General features: G+C 34.0%; 13 protein-coding genes. 1 reads left to right on the forward strand and 12 read right to left on the reverse strand.

Annotation, left to right across the window (positions count from 1 at the left end; translation table 11 throughout):
• Positions 1-16: 16 nt before the first annotated feature.
• Together ACODSB_RS18260 and ACODSB_RS18265 are read right to left on the reverse strand one after the other, a co-directional pair.
• Positions 17-1459, reverse strand: coding sequence for a rubredoxin (locus tag ACODSB_RS18260; protein WP_053470273.1), 1443 nt, complete (start codon positions 1457-1459; stop codon positions 17-19).
• A gap of 291 nt (positions 1460-1750) precedes the next feature.
• Positions 1751-5269, reverse strand: coding sequence for a molybdopterin-dependent oxidoreductase (locus ACODSB_RS18265; protein ID WP_488938087.1), 3519 nt, complete (start codon positions 5267-5269; stop codon positions 1751-1753).
• Between the two features lie 175 nt (positions 5270-5444).
• Between ACODSB_RS18265 and ACODSB_RS18270 the strand changes: the two genes are divergently transcribed.
• Positions 5445-6149 carry a Crp/Fnr family transcriptional regulator gene (locus ACODSB_RS18270; protein WP_488938088.1) on the forward strand — a complete coding sequence of 235 codons (705 nt, stop codon included), beginning with the start codon at positions 5445-5447 and terminating at the stop codon, positions 6147-6149.
• A gap of 14 nt (positions 6150-6163) precedes the next feature.
• Here ACODSB_RS18270 and ACODSB_RS18275 read toward each other — a convergent pair whose 3' ends face one another.
• The 10 genes from ACODSB_RS18275 to ACODSB_RS18320 all read right to left on the reverse strand — a co-directional run bounded on the left by ACODSB_RS18275 (position 6164) and on the right by ACODSB_RS18320 (position 15844).
• On the reverse strand, positions 6164-6385 hold the full coding sequence (locus ACODSB_RS18275; RefSeq protein WP_488938089.1) for a hypothetical protein: 222 nt from the start codon (positions 6383-6385) through the stop codon (positions 6164-6166).
• Between the two features lie 20 nt (positions 6386-6405).
• Complete coding sequence (locus tag ACODSB_RS18280; RefSeq protein WP_488938090.1) at positions 6406-6948, reverse strand: transglycosylase domain-containing protein; 543 nt, start codon at positions 6946-6948, stop codon at positions 6406-6408.
• A gap of 59 nt (positions 6949-7007) precedes the next feature.
• A complete protein-coding gene (locus ACODSB_RS18285; RefSeq protein WP_488938091.1) occupies positions 7008-7628 on the reverse strand; it encodes a class I SAM-dependent methyltransferase in 621 nt (206 codons plus the stop codon).
• 444 nt (positions 7629-8072) lie between these two features.
• Positions 8073-8345 carry a hypothetical protein gene (locus ACODSB_RS18290; RefSeq protein WP_488938092.1) on the reverse strand — a complete coding sequence of 91 codons (273 nt, stop codon included), beginning with the start codon at positions 8343-8345 and terminating at the stop codon, positions 8073-8075.
• A gap of 22 nt (positions 8346-8367) precedes the next feature.
• Positions 8368-9072: a hypothetical protein gene (locus tag ACODSB_RS18295; protein WP_488938093.1), complete on the reverse strand. Its 705-nt coding sequence runs from the start codon at positions 9070-9072 to the stop codon at positions 8368-8370.
• A gap of 139 nt (positions 9073-9211) precedes the next feature.
• The gene (locus ACODSB_RS18300) at positions 9212-9577 is read right to left on the reverse strand and encodes a hypothetical protein (protein WP_180858798.1); all 366 of its coding nucleotides are present in this window, start codon (positions 9575-9577) and stop codon (positions 9212-9214) included.
• A gap of 141 nt (positions 9578-9718) precedes the next feature.
• Positions 9719-10984, reverse strand: a complete 1266-nt coding sequence (locus tag ACODSB_RS18305; RefSeq protein ID WP_488938094.1) for an alginate export family protein — start codon at positions 10982-10984, stop codon at positions 9719-9721.
• Between the two features lie 79 nt (positions 10985-11063).
• Positions 11064-12563: an MFS transporter gene (locus ACODSB_RS18310; protein WP_488938095.1), complete on the reverse strand. Its 1500-nt coding sequence runs from the start codon at positions 12561-12563 to the stop codon at positions 11064-11066.
• A 98-nt stretch (positions 12564-12661) separates the two neighbouring features.
• Positions 12662-13321 carry a response regulator gene (locus ACODSB_RS18315; protein WP_488938096.1) on the reverse strand — a complete coding sequence of 220 codons (660 nt, stop codon included), beginning with the start codon at positions 13319-13321 and terminating at the stop codon, positions 12662-12664.
• A 714-nt stretch (positions 13322-14035) separates the two neighbouring features.
• Positions 14036-15844 carry a sensor histidine kinase gene (locus ACODSB_RS18320; RefSeq protein WP_488938097.1) on the reverse strand — a complete coding sequence of 603 codons (1809 nt, stop codon included), beginning with the start codon at positions 15842-15844 and terminating at the stop codon, positions 14036-14038.
• Between the last annotated feature and the right edge of the window lie 7 nt (positions 15845-15851).

A 15851-nucleotide genomic window follows, 5' to 3' on the forward strand; every position in this document is an offset into this window, starting at 1 on the left:
ATTAATTCTCGGTAATTTACTTCGTCAGTTCGCTATCGCTCGTGTCCAGAATTTTAAAATTGTTTTTTGGAGCTTCGCATAAGGAACAGCAATAATCTTCGCCTAAATCTGTAAATAAAATACCTTTTGGAATACCTTGGCTTTCGTCTCCGTATTCAGGTTTATAAAGTGTTAAGCATTCCTGACATTGATAAATATCTTGTTGTGGCTTTTCTTTTTTCTGCGTTTTTTCGGTGGATTCTGTTGTTGCGTTTCCGAGTTCATTAAAATATTTCCGACTTAATTCAATTAAAATCGTTGGCAGTTCGAGTTTGTCAATGTCTTGCGAATGTACAATGTATTCGCGTGTATTTGGATCGAAATTCTTGGCAAACAATACATTATAGGTATCTCGAATTTTAATGGATTCTAAAGCAGCTGGAAGTTCGTTTTTTTCAATTACGATAGAAGTAAAATAATGACCATCACGATTGTATTCGGAAATTCCGAAATTCAATCCGTAAGTACTGATATCAAATTGATCGAGCGTACGAACCAAAAATGTTTTCAGGTTCAATGCCCATTCCATTGCAACGGGTAAATGCCAGTTGAGTTCTAACAGCGAATGGCGAACGTTGATTCCACGTTTGCCTAAGAATTTTTCCCATTCTAGTTTTCGATCTTTTGGAATTCCTTTTATGATAAAAGATTTCCAGGGCGTGATACAGATTTTCCCAATTTTACAGTCGAAACACAAATCGCACATTTCTTTTAGGAAATCGAGATCGTATAAATTATTTCGCCAATACAATCCTAGCCAATATTGATCGATTCCCATTCTGTTCATTCCTTCGTAATAAGGAAACGGATAAAACGGAATGTTCAAAGGTTTGTCAATAGTTCTGTTATTGGTGTCTAAAGCTTCGCTTACCAGATTAAAAATCAAATCGATTCCTATAGATTCTTCGGCGGTAATTTTTTCGATTTCATAATAGAATTTGGCAATATCCCAGCTGTAAATTAAAACAGGATAAACTTCCATGCGTTCCCATTTTGGTAAACGAATATATAAGTACCAATAATCTTCGTGTTCTGAAGCAATGAAGTTTAAATGTCCGGTAAACAACGGAACCAATTGCTGTTTTGGATCGTTTATATTGACTTTAAGTTTGGGCTGTTCTTTAAAAAGTTCCAATATATAAAGGAATTTATTTCCGGTAAGCCAATTTGTATTTCTGAAAATATCTGTCGAAACATAAGACGAAACAATATTATTACCGCTTTTTTGATCGGGATAAACAAAATGATGTTTTCCTAAAGCTGTTTTGTCCAAAGATTTAAAGCCTTTAGGAAAAATAATGTCTTGTCTCGACCCAAATGAAATAGAATCCAGTCCTTGATCTGCAGCCATATTAACGACTTCTCTCAACTCTCCCGGCGAAATAACGCCTCCTTTTACTATTAATCTTGTTAACTCCATTTCTTCTTTGTTTCAGGTTTTCTTTGTTTCAGGTTTCAGGTTGCTTTACTTTGGGTATAAATTTTACCGCAAAGTTCACAAAGGATTTTCGCAAAGTTTAGCAAAGCTTTTTTACTTTATCTTTAGTAAGTTGCCAAAGTTCACAAAGCATTAAGTAAAGATTTAGCGCATAGCTTTGTGAACTTTTTTCTTTAGAAAATAATCTTAAGCAGAGAATATAAATCTTTGCGAAACTTTACAAAAAACCTTTGCGAACTTTGCGGTTAGATCTGCACAATCTAACAAAATCAACTAAACTTTACACTTTGCCAATATCTCTTTTACTTCTGTTTTACAACTTCCGCAGCCTAAACCGGCGCCTGTGTTTTTGCATAAATCGGTGAAATTGTTTACACCGCTTTTTATTGTTTCTTCGATATTTCCGGCTCCAACCTGACTGCAGGAACAAACTAATTTTCCTAAAACAGGTTTTGCGCTTGAGCTTCCTCTTAATAATAAATTTCGTTTGTCTGATAATTCGATTTTGCTTTCGATCATCGTTTTGAATTCGGCAAACTCGTTTTTATCGCCCATTAAAATCGCGCCAACAAGCAAATCGTCTTTTACGATACATTTTTTATAATAACGTTTTTTTAAATCAGCAAAAACAATTTCTTCAAATGAATCGTCGTTTTCCGGAATTTCGATATCGCCAATACTGCAAAGATTTAAATCTTCGAGTTTTAAAATATTCATTAAAACCGAACCTTTATAATAACTGCTGATATCACCCGCTAAAAAGTTAGCCAGAATATCGGCCTGTTCTTCGGCAGCAGAAGTGATTCCGAATAGTTTATTGTTGAATTCGGCGATTTCTCCAATCGCAAAAATATCTGGATTTGAGGTTTGTAAATACTGATTTACTTTCACGCCGCGTCCGCAGGAAAGACCGCTTTCTCGGGCAATTTCTATATTTGGAATAGTTCCGATGGTATAAACAATAGCATTTGCCGTAATGATTCTGCCGCTTTTTAAGGCGATTTCAATTTCGTTAGGATTATCGGTTTCAAAAACGGTGCTGACTTCATTATCAAAATAAATCTGAATATCACGAAGCTGTACTTCTTCGGCCAATAATTTACTGGAAATTAAATCCAACTGACGTTCCATTAAACGGGAAGCTCTTTGAATTATGGTTGTTTTTACTTTTTTATGTTTTAAAGCGGCGGCCAATTCTAAGCCTAATAATCCACCGCCAATAATCACAACATGCTGTTCTTCGGGCGGAAGATTAGTGCTGTCAAGATGTTTTTTTAAACGATCTGCATCTTCTTTTCTTCGTACGGTAAATCGGCCCGGAAGATGAAGCTGTGCATTTTCTGGAATAAAAGGACGGCTTCCGGTGGCTAAAATTAACGAATCGAAAGTGTGCGTTTCGCCCAAACTGTCTTTTATAATTTTGTTGGTTGTATCTATTTTATCGATCGCAACTCCGGCTTTCATGGTAATGTTGAGCTTATTTAAAGCTTCGCCGTCTTTTACTTTTAAAAGCTGTTCCCAAGTGAATTCTCCCGTCATATATTCCGGAAGTAAAACACGATTGTAAAACGGATTTATTTCATTCGAAAAAACAATAATTTCATCGGTTGTGTTGAATTCGTGGTAGTTTTGAATGAACCTAAAAGAAGCTGCTCCGGCACCCACAATTGCGATTTTTTGAAATGGTTTTACATATTTTGTAATCGAAACGGTGGTGAATTTAAAATCAGGTTCTTTTGAAACCGGATCTACAACGGTATTGGTTAAATTGTTGGTTCGGTTTAAATCATTTTCGAGTTGTTTTCCCCAATGCATCGGCAGGAAAACGACTTTTTCTTTAATTGAATCCGTAACTTTTGCTTTTACACGAACTTCGCCATTTTTACTTGTAACGGTAACAATATCACCATTTTTAATTTCATTTTTAAAAGCATCAATTGGATTTATTTCTAAAACCGGACTCGGAATATGAGTCAACAATCTTGATACTTTTCCGGTTTTTGTCATGGTATGCCATTGATCGCGAATTCTTCCTGTTGTTAAAATAAACGGAAATTCAGCATTTGGCTGTACCGATGTATTTTCTATTGAAACCGGAAGGTTGAAAATTGCTTTTTGTGACGGCGTATAGAATTTTTTATCAGTAAATAGTCGGGGAGTTCCCGGATGTCCGTAATCTGGAACGGGCCATTGAAAAGTGCCTTCGGTTTTTAATCGATGATAATTTAAAAATGAAATATCGATGTTGGTGCCTTTTGTAAGTGCACAATGTTCTTTGTAGATTTCTTCGGCACTATTAAAATTGAATCCATGAAAATTCATTTTTTTAGCAAAACGAATTAGAATTTCAATATCCGGAAGTGCTTCTCCGGGCGCATTTATTCCTTTTGAAAGATAAGAAATACGACGCTCTGAGTTGGTCATCGTACCTTCTTTTTCTAACCATCCGGCAGCAGGTAAAAGTAAATCGGCAAATTTTGCGGTATCTGCATTGTGTGAAATATCCTGAACGACTACGAATTTAGCGTTTTGAAGTGCTTTTTCGATTCTTCTGGAATCTGGTAAACTTACTAACGGATTGGTACAGATAATCCAAACGGCTTTCATTTTTCCAGATTCTAAAGCATCGAACATTTCGGTTGCCGTTAAACCCGGTTTATCTGAAAGTTCGTCAACGCCCCAAAAGTCCGCAACTTCTTTACGATGTTCGGGATTTGCGATATCTTTATGTGCGGCCAAAAGTGTTGCCATTCCTCCAACTTCGCGTCCGCCCATTGCGTTAGGCTGCCCCGTTAATGAAAATGGGCCAGAACCCGGTTTTCCAACTTGTCCTGTTAATAAAGATAAATTAAGCAAAGCGGTGTTTTTGTCAACGCCAACAGCACTTTGGTTTAATCCCATTGCCCAAAACGAAAGGAAACCTTTTGCTTTTCCGATTGTGTCGGCGGCGAGTTTTATATCGTTTACCGGAATTCCGCAGAGTTTGGAAGCTTTTTCTAAAGAAGTTCCTAAAACTAAATCTTTATATTGTTTGAAATTTTCTGCGTGATTTTTAACGAAATCATGATCTACGTATCCCTTTTCAATAATACGTTTGGCGATGGCATGATATAAAATAATGTCTGATCCGGGAATAATCTGCAAATGGATATCGGCAAAAGCGGCTGTATCTGTTCGCCTCGGATCGATTACGATTATTTTTGTTTTCGGATTTTTCTCTTTGTGTTTTTCAATTCTTCTGAATAAAATAGGATGACACCAAGCGGGATTTGCGCCGGTAATTAAAAGTGTATCAGAAAGTTCTATGTCATCGTAAGCAATTGGAACAGAATCTTCTCCAAAAGTCTTTTTATAGCCCACAACGGCAGAACTCATGCAAAGTCGGGAATTGGTATCGATATTATTGGTTTTCAAAAAACCTTTTACGAGTTTGTTTACCAGATAATATTCCTCTGTCAAACATTGTCCGGAAATATAAAATCCAACGCTGTCTGGGCCATGTTTTTTTATAATAGAAGAAAATACAGCTGCAGCGCGATCAAGTGCGGTATCCCAACTCACGCGTTCCAGCGGATAAGATTTACTGCCTCGCATTTCTGGATATAAAATTCGGTCTGAAGTATCATTAACTACGTAATGCAGATTCATTCCTTTAGAACATAACATTCCTTTATTAACCGGATGATCTTTGTCGCCTTCTACCATTACGCCGTTTTTGGCATCGTTGGTTACGATTATGCCGCAGCCAACGCCACAATAGGAACAGGTAGTTTTGATTTTGGTATTTTGCATTACAGTTCTTTTTTAGATACTATTTCTTGAATCTGCAGGGATTTAGATAAATCACTTATACAAAAATAAGTATTTTTACGTATAAATACGTATTTTTTAAATTTATTTTTCTATTTTTGATCAAATCAAATGAGTAACAACAAATTAGTTTTTAATCCGATAAAAATTAGGACTCATGAAAGAAGAGCAAACCGTTTGTTATTCTTGTACCAATGAAAATTGTTTTATCAAGAAACACCTGCATTTAGAACAAATGAGCCAGTTTGTTTCTGAAAAGCAGAATATTGTCTGCAAAAAATCGGATCAATTTATTACCGAAGGCGCGCCGTTGCAAGGACTTTACTTTATTTGTAAGGGAAAAGTAAAAACGGTAAAAACCGGAATTAACGGACGTGAACAAATTGTTCGCCTCACAAAAAACGGAGATACAATAGGTTTTCGCGGATTTGGAACGGGTAAAAAATATTTGATTGGTGCTTATGCGCTGGAAGATACGGTTTTATGTAATTTTAGTAATGAAACTATGCTCGATATTTTAAAACAAGTTCCTGAATTTACATATGCTTTAATGTTGTTTTATGCAGAAGAACTAAACAAAAGCGAAAACAATATTCGTAAAATTGCACACATGAATGTTCGTGAACGCGTGATTGATTTGCTGCTTTATATCCATCGTAAATTTGGACAAATCAACGGTTTAATTGATATTGATCTTTCTCGAAAAGAAATTGCTGATTTTGCCGGAACGACTGAAGAGCAGGCGATACGTGTTATTTCAAGTTTGAAAAAAGAAGAGTTGATAAAAACAGTTGGAAAACGTATTGGGATTTTGGAAGTTTCAGAATTGCGTTCTGAAATTATGGAGCATAAATACTTTTAAATGAATAAGTATAATTACTTATATTTTTCTAAAATTTGAATTGTAGTTTTATATCTTTCATTTTTAAAATCATCTTCAGATTGGTCAATTCTTTTATTAAGTTCTTCAATAGAAATTGAATTTGAAGACTTCGGATCTTTGTTGTATAATAGATTTTCAAGTTTGGAAATTAATTTTTCATCTTGAATATTTAAAAATTCTTTTATAAACTCTATTTTTCTAGTTTGTAAATCCATAACAGTGATTATTTTCGAAATTAATTCTGTTTTAATATTTTTTCAAATAATATAACCTTAGTATCAAGTTTTTCTTTATTCCGAATAGGATTGTATAATGCTGAATTTCTAAGCATAACCACTAAAGTTATTATTTCTTTTTCATTCAGTTTTTCTAAATCTTTTTTGAAGTAAAATTTTGAAGCATCTTTTATTCCAATGTTATCAAATCCAAAATCGTAGTGTACTAAAACGAATTTAAGACATTCGTCATGACTAAATTCTTTTTTTATTTTTAGCAAATAAAGAGCTCTTTTTAATAAAGATGTATTTCTAATATCAGTTCGAATATTATTTGCAGCATTTTGACAAGGACAACTTGGTTCTTTTATTTTTTTATAAATTTTATTGTATGTAAAAATAAAAGCTTGGAAATCTTCTTTTTGAGCATTTTTTAATTCTTTGGTTATAAATAAAAACTCTTCATTTTTATAAATAGGATTGAAGTCGCTCAGTAAATAGATAATTGAGATCATTAAAAAGATTGTAAATCCTAAAAGTATTTTTAATGATTTTTTGAGCATAAAAAAGAGAGGTTTTTTTGTAGAGACGCACCGCAGTGCGTCTCCACGTCGAGTATAATTTATTTTTTTCTGCCAATAAAACGAATTACAGAACCTTTTCCGTTATGGAATAAACCTTCGTTGAGTTCGATTTCTTTTTCTTCTAATTCGATGATTTCATAATTAAGGAAATCGGCTTTGATTTCTTCGATAGAAAATAAAGATTCGATATCTTTTGGACCGCCTACTTTTTCGTTTACGGCTAGATATTCTAAATGTTTTTTGCTGAAAGCCTCAAAAATAATAATACCATTTTTGCGTAATAGTTTGTCAAGCTGTTTGTGAATTGCCGATTTAATTTCTGCCGGAAAATGCGCGTAAATTAAAGCAATCGCATCAAATTGATCTTCGTGAAAATCCAACGTTTCTAATTCGCCGACTTGATAATCAATTGAAACATTGTTTGCTTCAGCCAGTTTTAAAGCTTTGTTTTTTCCTTCTTCGCTAATATCAAAAGCAGAAACGTTCCAGCCTAATTTTGCTGCAAAAATGGCATTTCTTCCTTCGCCTTCAGCAGGAAAAAGAATAGCGCCGGGATTTAGTTTTTCTAATTGTTCTTTTAAATAATTGTTGGGGTCTTCGCCGTACGCAAACTCTTCGCTGCTGTAACGGTCGTCCCATCGCTGAGTCCAGTTGTTCATGGTTTATATATTGAATTTAATTATTAAAGGTTTGTGGTCGCTGAGCGCTGTCCAATCTTGATAAGTTCCTATTTCGACACTTTCCAGGGCTTCAATAAAATCATTTGAAGCAAAGCAATAATCCAGATGATACGGTTTGTTTTCGTGTCTATAAAGATATAAAGTTGGATGCTCTTCTTTACCCTGAATTTGATTAAAATATTTATGATAAGTGCTAAAAATATTTTTGCCTCCTAATTTGTTTACAACCGTTGTATGATTGCCTTCTCTTCGTGGTTTATCCCAAATCGTATTGCTATTGAAATCGCCAATTAAAATGGTTTTGGTTTCTTTAATTAGATCTTCATAATAATTAATGGCTTTCCAGACCTGAGTTACATATTGTCCGTCTTTATCTTCAGGATTGTTTGCCCAGATTGCAAATAAGATAAAATCTAATTTCCCTCAAGTTACGGCTATTGGTAAGATATTTTTAAAGCTTGGATTATGGCAGTCTAACAATTGAAATCGATAATCGCTATAAGAGAAAACGCCAAGTCCTTTATGCGGATTTGTTCCGTACCAAAGAATATCGTTTGGCAATTGAATATTAGCAGGAAACTTTAATTTTTCAGGATTTTCACACTCAGAAATTACAGCAATATCAGGATTGTGAGCTAGAATGAATTCTGCTTTTTTTCTGAATGCCATGTTGCAATTCCAAGCTATGAGTTTCATTTACTGGAAATTTTAAAAATGACTAAGCAATCCAAGTTCCTTCAACTTCATCAATAATCCATTTATTATTGACTTTTTTAATATAAATTCTAAATCCTTGTCCGCAGCGGTCACCACAAGCAAAGCCAGCATCTAAAATTCCAAATTTTTTATCCTTGTCAAATTGTATTCTGGAAAAGAAAACTGCTCCGGAAAAAACAAAATCGTATTTGGCTAACCAAATCAGACCTCTTTCTTTTGGAAATTGAGAAATATTTCTAAGTTCAAATTTATTGTTGAGTTTTATGTTTTTAAAATCAAAAACATATTCACTTTCTCTTTTTTCTTTTGATGTAAAGATTTTAGCATTTTTAAAGTGTTTTTTGAAATCTTCTCTTAGATCTTGACTGTTATCTTTTAGTAATGGATCAAAAGCAACAATAATTTTCGAAGTATCTTTTTTAATTTTTTCTGTATTGATTTTCCATTCTAGTAATTTTTGCTTTTGTTCTTTCGTAGCTTTTGTACTATCCACACCAATGTAATGACCTGTTTTATCATATATTGATTCTCCATATTTAGGTGGGAAATTTGTATATAATCTTATATCAATACAAGTTGAATCGATTAAATCCGGAAAAATTTCGGTCATTACATTTTTCTCAAATTCTAAATCTGTGATTTTCTTTTCACAACTAGAAAAAAGGATAATTACGATTAGCAATGCTAAGTTTAAAAGTTTCTTCATTTACCAAATATAGCAATTTAAAAAGCAAAATAAATTTAAGGAAAACCAAAAAAATACCCTTTTCCAAAACTGAAAAAGGGTAAATTAAAAATGTATATTTTAGAAAATTAGATTAAATAGTGCTTGGTATTTTTCAATCTTAACCAACAAATTTTGTTTCACCACTATTAATGTCAATTTCAGCAAAATTATGTTTTCCAATAACGATAAGCAGCTTATTTGCATTATATCCTACATATCTAATTTCAGGTTCTCCTTTTTTTGGTTTTCCACAAACAGAAATTACATTAGTCTGCCATTTTAATTTGCTTCTTTTGTAGGCTGATATGGTCTGCAGATCATTTTCAACATAATAAATAATGTTGTCTTTTTTAATGCCTCTTTTTTGTGTTTTTGCGAAATTAATTTCAGAGTTTTTTGAAATTAAAGCATCATTGTATTTTTGGCCAATACCAGGTTGCGTAACAATGAAGGTTAACATTGATAGTTTTAAAAATTGTTTCATTTGGGGGATAGAATTTGGGGTTCGTAATCGATTCAAATATAATTAATTAAACGAGATATCGTAACTTTTTTGTAAATAAAAAAAATACCCTTTTCCGAAATAGGAAAAGGGTAAAATATTGAAGTGAATTTTGAAGAAAAATTATTTTTTCCAGCTAAAAATTCTAGGATTTACAGAAATCATTAACCACGCCCAATTGTTGGTATGTCCGGCATCTCCATTTTTGATAAATTCTAAAGTTTTAGAACCAAACATTTGAGAATAACCTCCTGAAACTGTAATGTCTTTTTTGAAGTTATATCCAAAAGTTGCGTCGATTTCAGTTCCTAAATAAGAATCTAATTTTTCAACTGGCGTCACTACATCAGCAGCAGATAAAAATACATGCGGAATCAAAGCAAACTGCCATTTGTTTACATTGTAATTCAATTTGACAAATGCATCTTGTAAACCAACATTATTTAAGTGATTTCCAACATAAAAATAATCCATATAACCGTTAAAGCCATGGTTGGTTCCAAAAATAGGATTGAAAGATTTAATAACAGTACTTCCGTCATTTGTATCTTTTCCAGAAAGGAATTCATATCCTAAACCAGCTTTAAAAGATTCCGTTATTTGATATCCAAAGTTAGCAGCAGCATTCCACGCACTTACTTGTTGGTCTGTGCTTTTTCCGGTTTGACCGTATGCCCAAAAATTAGTATCGATTTTACCTTTTTTATAAGCTATATAAGGTCCAAAAGTCTGTTTGTAATCTACTAATAGTTTGGTAGAAGGTGCAGGCTCAGGAGCATACTCGTAACCTGTATTCAATAATAAGAAACTCAAACCAAAAGCGTCATTAAATTGATTATGATACCATGCATATTGCAAAGCTTTATAGCTGGCAACAGTATAAGGAGTCTGAAGCACATTTTCGGCAGTAGAGTTATAAGCTCCCCCAAAATCTAATTTTTGTTTTTCAGTATGATATGAAACTGTAAGTGCATCATGGCTTTGTGCCTGCTGTCCCCAGTCTTGTTCTCCTAAAATACGCTGATTATCGTATGAAAGTACCTGACGTCCCATTCTGGCACTCCATTTTTCAGTAAAATTATATTGTGCCCAGGCTTCAAAAACAGCAACTCCGTTTTTATCTGCTGGAGCTGTTGGTGCAACGTCACCCCAGGTTCTGGTATTTTGCAACGTTAATTTTACAATTAAATCTTCTTGTTTATAATTGAAATTCAAACGAGAACGCTGTGAAATTTGTGAAGTTCCTTCCTGACCTTCTTGCAAAAGTTGTTTATATCCGTTTCGGTATTCAAAACGAGGCCTTATTTGTAAATTTACATCTAATTCTTGTGCTTGCATCGCTGCGCCAGTACCAAAAAGGAATAGAGCAATTAATTTTATTTTTTTCATAAAACTTGTAATTTTTTGATGGCGTAAATTTATAAGAAAAATAAGCCCTTATTAATGATAAAAGTCATTATTTTAAAATTTAATTGGTTACAGGTACAAGTTGCTGTTTTTCAATTGTTTTTACTGTTTTATGTTGTTTTTTGCTCATACTTTTGGTAATGGCATAATGCATCCAGACTAAACATCCGGTTGAAAAAAGCAGAATAAAAATCCATGAACTTGACCAGATTCCGGTTGCAGTTAATAAATATCCAAAAATAATAGGACCGAAGAAACCGCCCAAGCCGCCAATCATACCAACCATTCCGCCTACAACACCCACTTCATTTGGGAAATATTCGGGAATATGTTTGTAAACTGCTGCTTTTCCAATTCCCCATGAAATTCCAATCAGGATTACTAAAACTAAGAAAACCCACATATTAGCATCAAATTTAATAACGGTAATTCCTTTTGCCAGAAGTTCTTTTTTCTTCACGCTTTGATTTTCTGCTACTACAACTTGCTGCCATGAAGTTGAAGTTGGAAAAATAGCATTTTCGGCATTGTTTTCTTTTTTCTGTGCGACCGCAAAATCTGTTTCGCCAATCTTAATTTTATCATTTGTAACAGCGGTAATAGTTCCTTTTTTGGTTGCTAAAACGCCTGGGCCGGTAGTTGTAATTTCCATTTTCGGAATGGCTAATAAAGCACTCAAAATTACTGAAGATCCTAAAACCCAATACATCACTTTTCTTGCCCCGAATTTATCTGATAAATAACCTCCAAAAGCCCTGATTACGCCAGAAGGAAGACTGAACATTGTTGCAAACAAACCTCCCATAACTAAACTGGTTTGATAAACGTTCATGAAATTTGGCAGTAACCATTGTGAATAAGCTACAAAGCAACCAAAAACTAAAAAGTAATATGCTCCAAAACGCCAAACTCTGGCTGATTTTAAAGGAACCAGCATTTGAGAAACGGTTTTAGTATTGTTTTCCGGTTTTTTGTTTTGAGTGAAAATCAAAAAAGCAATCCCAATTACTACTAAAGAAATGGCATAAATAACAGGAAGTATTTTCCAGCCGTTTTGTGGATCTTCAATCGAAAAATGATTTAATAGGGAAGGGGCTAAAAAGGTTGTTATGGCTGCGCCGGCATTTCCCATTCCGAAAATTCCCAATGCGCGTCCCTGCCATTCTTTTGGATACCAAATAGAGGTATAACCAATTCCGACAGCAAAACTTGTTCCAACCATTCCGAAGAAGAAACTAAGTAACGCAAACATAAAAAAGCTGTCGGCGTAGGGAAGAAGAAACAACGGAATCGAGCTGAGAAGCAGTAAAAGAGAAAAAACATATTTTCCACCAAATTTATCTGTCAGTATTCCAATAGGCAGACGCATAATAGATCCTGTTAGAATTGGAATACCAAGAAGCCATCCTACCTGAACAACGCTCCAGTGGAAAATTCCGTTATCGACTAAAAAAGTTACTAAAACCCCGTTTAAGGTCCAGCAGGCAAAACACACGGTAAAAGCCAATGTGTTCAAAAATAAAATTTTGTGTGATTGAGATAATGAGTTTGTAGTTTTCATAGCACTTATATTTTTTGTAAAAATAAGTACTATAACTTAGTTAAAACATGCTAAAACGCAGTTTTTTGAAAAATAATTACGTATTTATACGTATTTTTTTAAATCAAAGAATACTCAGTTGCTTTATTAGAAAGTTCCATTAAGTTTTTTACTTTCAGTTTTTTCATCAGGTTAAAACGGTGAACTTCGGCAGTTCGTTTGCTGATGTCAAGAGCTTCGGCGATTTCCTTGTTTCCTTTTCCGGATAGTAAAAGAGTCAGAATTTCTTTTTCTCTTTTGGTAATCATCATTTCGTCGCTTAAGTTTTGCTTAGGTTCTAATGAATTTGATGGATTTGTCAATTGACCAATTAAGATTGAAGAAATGTCTCCACTGAAATATTTTCCACCAGCAGAAACCGTATGAAGTGCTTTTAAAAATTCTTCTTTGCTGGAACCTTTCAGTAAATAACCATCGGCTCCGGCTTTTATGGATTTCAATACGTATTCTTCCGATTCGTGCATCGAAAGCATGATGATTTTTATTTTATTATTTTCGCTTCTAAGTTTTTCTACTAGTTCGATACCAGTTAAGTTTGGCATACGAATGTCGGCTATAAGTAAATCGGGTTTTGTTTCGGCGACAACATCAAGAGCGTCGGCGCCATCAATTGCTTCGCCTACAACCTCAATGTTTGCTTCGTTTTCTAAAAGAGATTTTATTCCGTCTCTAACAAAAACATGATCATCTGCCAGCACTACACGAATGATATTACTCATAATTTACTTAATTTAGATTCTGGATTTTTACGTATATTCATCTATAAAGAAGACGCTAATATACGTAATTTTTTAGATTTTAATTTCTAACATTAAAATTTCTAATGTTGGAAATTTTAAATTCCAAATTGAATATGGAATTGTCAGGCTGAGCGGAGTCGAAGCCCACGTAAGTAGCTCTGCAAAGATTGTCGATTAAGATTACGCGGGCTTCTACCGAAGTCTCGGGATCGCTCAGCCTAACAAGATTGCGATTAACTTTGTCAAAGTTTAAAACTTTGACAAAGTTTGTTCTTTAATTGCCTCCAGCTTTAGCTGGAGGTTTTGTAGATAAAACAAAGGGCTTTAGCCAAATGTGTAAGTTTGGCTAAAGCCTTTTTGATACTTGTTTGTATACCTCCAGCTAAAGCTAGAGGCAATTGATTTGTTAGATGTACTATAAAATCAAATTATATTTTGAAAATGATTGCCCACGAGAGGGATAGGAGGAAGCTACCGAAGTAGCCCGGATAGCCCGACAACATCCCGATAAGAGGGCGAATAAAGACAAAGTAAATTTGCCCTCTTATCGGGATGTTGGGTCGCCCAGATGATTGTTTTTATTTTTTTGATTGTGGATTTACTTTGCGTGGGCTTCGACTTCGCTCAGCCTGACAATACTTTACGCAATTGGAATTTGGTACTTAAATATTGGAATTTAAAAATTTAGAATTTCTACTTCAGTATCGGAATATTAAAAGTAATCCTTGTTCCTTCTCCCGGAATTGAGTTGATGAAAACGCGGCCGTTGATGTATTGAATTCTTTCTTTCATAAATAAAAGTCCCATTCCTGATTCGCTGTTTCGTTTTTTATCGACTGAATTGATGTCGAAACCTTTTCCGTTGTCGTCGATTATAACGCTTAAAAGTGTCTCGCTGTGTGAAAGTTGTACGATAATATGTGACGATTCGGCGTATTTTATGGCGTTATTAATGGCTTCCTGCGTAAGACGGTAAATGTTGATCTCGATTAGGGAATCTAAACGCTGGTCGAAATCGGTTTTATTGTAAAACAGGATCTCTTTTCCGGTAAGTTTTGAAAGTTCCTGCGTTAGTTTTGCCAGTGAAGAAACGATTCCGTGATCGCTTAATTCCGGTGGCATTAAATTGAAAGTTGCGGTGCGGACACCTTTTATAATGTCAAGTGAAAGTTTTTTTAAATATTCAATTTTTTGTTCCGATTTTTCTCGGTCATCTAAATTGATGCTTTCCAGACTAAACTTTAATCCGGTAAGCATTTGGCCGATTCCGTCGTGAATTTCTTTGGCGATTCGATTTTGTTCGTTTTCCTGATTTTCAACAATTTTGCTTGAAATAATCTTTTGCTGATTGATTTTTTCGGTCGTGTTTTCAAGATTCAAACGTTCGACTTCGCGCTGCGCTTTTTTGCGTTCGGTAATGTTGAAACAAACAATCAAAAGTTCTAATTCATCTTTTTTGATGGTGACGGGAACCATCGATAAATCGAGCCAAATGGTTTGATTTTCTTTGTTTAAAATTTTGATTTCGCCCTGCCAGCCGCTTCTTTGTTTTTCAAAAATAAGTCGGTCAATATTGATTTGCTCTTTTTCATCAACGGTTAAAACTTCAGAGAATTTTTTGTTGGATGAAAATTTAGTGTAGTTTAAAAGTTTGGCAAATTTTTCTCCAATATGAATTATCGAACCATCGGGCGCAATTCGGCAATAGAGTAAAGTGTTCTCCATTGCATAGTTGAGTGATTTTAATTCTTTAACCGAATTTTCTTTTATTTCGCTGATGATTTCGGTATCGTATGCGAGTTTTAAAGCTTTCTTTTCTGAAGATAAAAGCCTTGTAATTAACCTTTCTATCTTTTTATTTGTGGGTTTAAAAATGAAGAAAAATTCTAAAAGCAGCACCAATAATGTAAAACCAAAAATCCAATATTCTATTTTGCGCTGTTCTGTTACTTTTTCGTGTGCTTCAAGATCGTATTGCGTTACAATCTGATTCATTTTTGAAAGAAAAGAACCTTCGTTTTCTAAAATAATCTGTACGAGTTTTTGATTTTCTGCAGATTGTTTTTTCTGCTTTAAATTCAATAAAAACGAATCAGTTGTTTGTGCAATTTTATTGAAAATTGGATTGATTTCCAGATATAATTTGCTGAGTGTTTCTGATTTTTCTTTTGGAAAGGCTAAACTGTCGCTGCCATTTTCGAGCGCGTTTTGGTTTTTTTTCCAAAGAGTTAAAACATTTTGTAAATGCGAGACTTGTTTAGTAGAAGCGGTATCAGAAACGTAATGCAGAATCAGAACTTCTTTTACGATTTTCTGGCTCAGCATTCTTTGTTTTCCCGAAAAATTGATGATTTTAGAATCGCTTAACTGCTGATTTAAATTGTATTGAACTAAAACCTGACTAACAATTATAGTTAAAGCAATAGTAAGAAGTGCAAAAAAATACAGGCGGCGTAAATTTTTGAATGTAATTTTATCTTCTTCCTGATTGCTTTTCTTCATAAAGTCA

The organism is Flavobacterium sp. FG68, assembly GCF_057808895.1.

Coding starts and splice junctions, on each gene's coding strand:
- ACODSB_RS18280 (WP_488938090.1), bottom strand. CDS start 6,948: ATGCTCAAAAAATCATTAAAAATACTTTTAGGATTTACAATCTTTTTA.
- ACODSB_RS18305 (WP_488938094.1), bottom strand. CDS start 10,984: ATGAAAAAAATAAAATTAATTGCTCTATTCCTTTTTGGTACTGGCGCA.
- ACODSB_RS18310 (WP_488938095.1), bottom strand. CDS start 12,563: ATGAAAACTACAAACTCATTATCTCAATCACACAAAATTTTATTTTTG.
- ACODSB_RS18295 (WP_488938093.1), bottom strand. CDS start 9,072: ATGAAGAAACTTTTAAACTTAGCATTGCTAATCGTAATTATCCTTTTT.
- ACODSB_RS18260 (WP_053470273.1), bottom strand. CDS start 1,459: ATGGAGTTAACAAGATTAATAGTAAAAGGAGGCGTTATTTCGCCGGGA.
- ACODSB_RS18285 (WP_488938091.1), bottom strand. CDS start 7,628: ATGAACAACTGGACTCAGCGATGGGACGACCGTTACAGCAGCGAAGAG.
- ACODSB_RS18315 (WP_488938096.1), bottom strand. CDS start 13,321: ATGAGTAATATCATTCGTGTAGTGCTGGCAGATGATCATGTTTTTGTT.
- ACODSB_RS18290 (WP_488938092.1), bottom strand. CDS start 8,345: ATGAAACTCATAGCTTGGAATTGCAACATGGCATTCAGAAAAAAAGCA.
- ACODSB_RS18320 (WP_488938097.1), bottom strand. CDS start 15,844: ATGAAGAAAAGCAATCAGGAAGAAGATAAAATTACATTCAAAAATTTA.
- ACODSB_RS18265 (WP_488938087.1), bottom strand. CDS start 5,269: ATGCAAAATACCAAAATCAAAACTACCTGTTCCTATTGTGGCGTTGGC.
- ACODSB_RS18270 (WP_488938088.1), top strand. CDS start 5,445: ATGAAAGAAGAGCAAACCGTTTGTTATTCTTGTACCAATGAAAATTGT.
- ACODSB_RS18300 (WP_180858798.1), bottom strand. CDS start 9,577: ATGAAACAATTTTTAAAACTATCAATGTTAACCTTCATTGTTACGCAA.
- ACODSB_RS18275 (WP_488938089.1), bottom strand. CDS start 6,385: ATGGATTTACAAACTAGAAAAATAGAGTTTATAAAAGAATTTTTAAAT.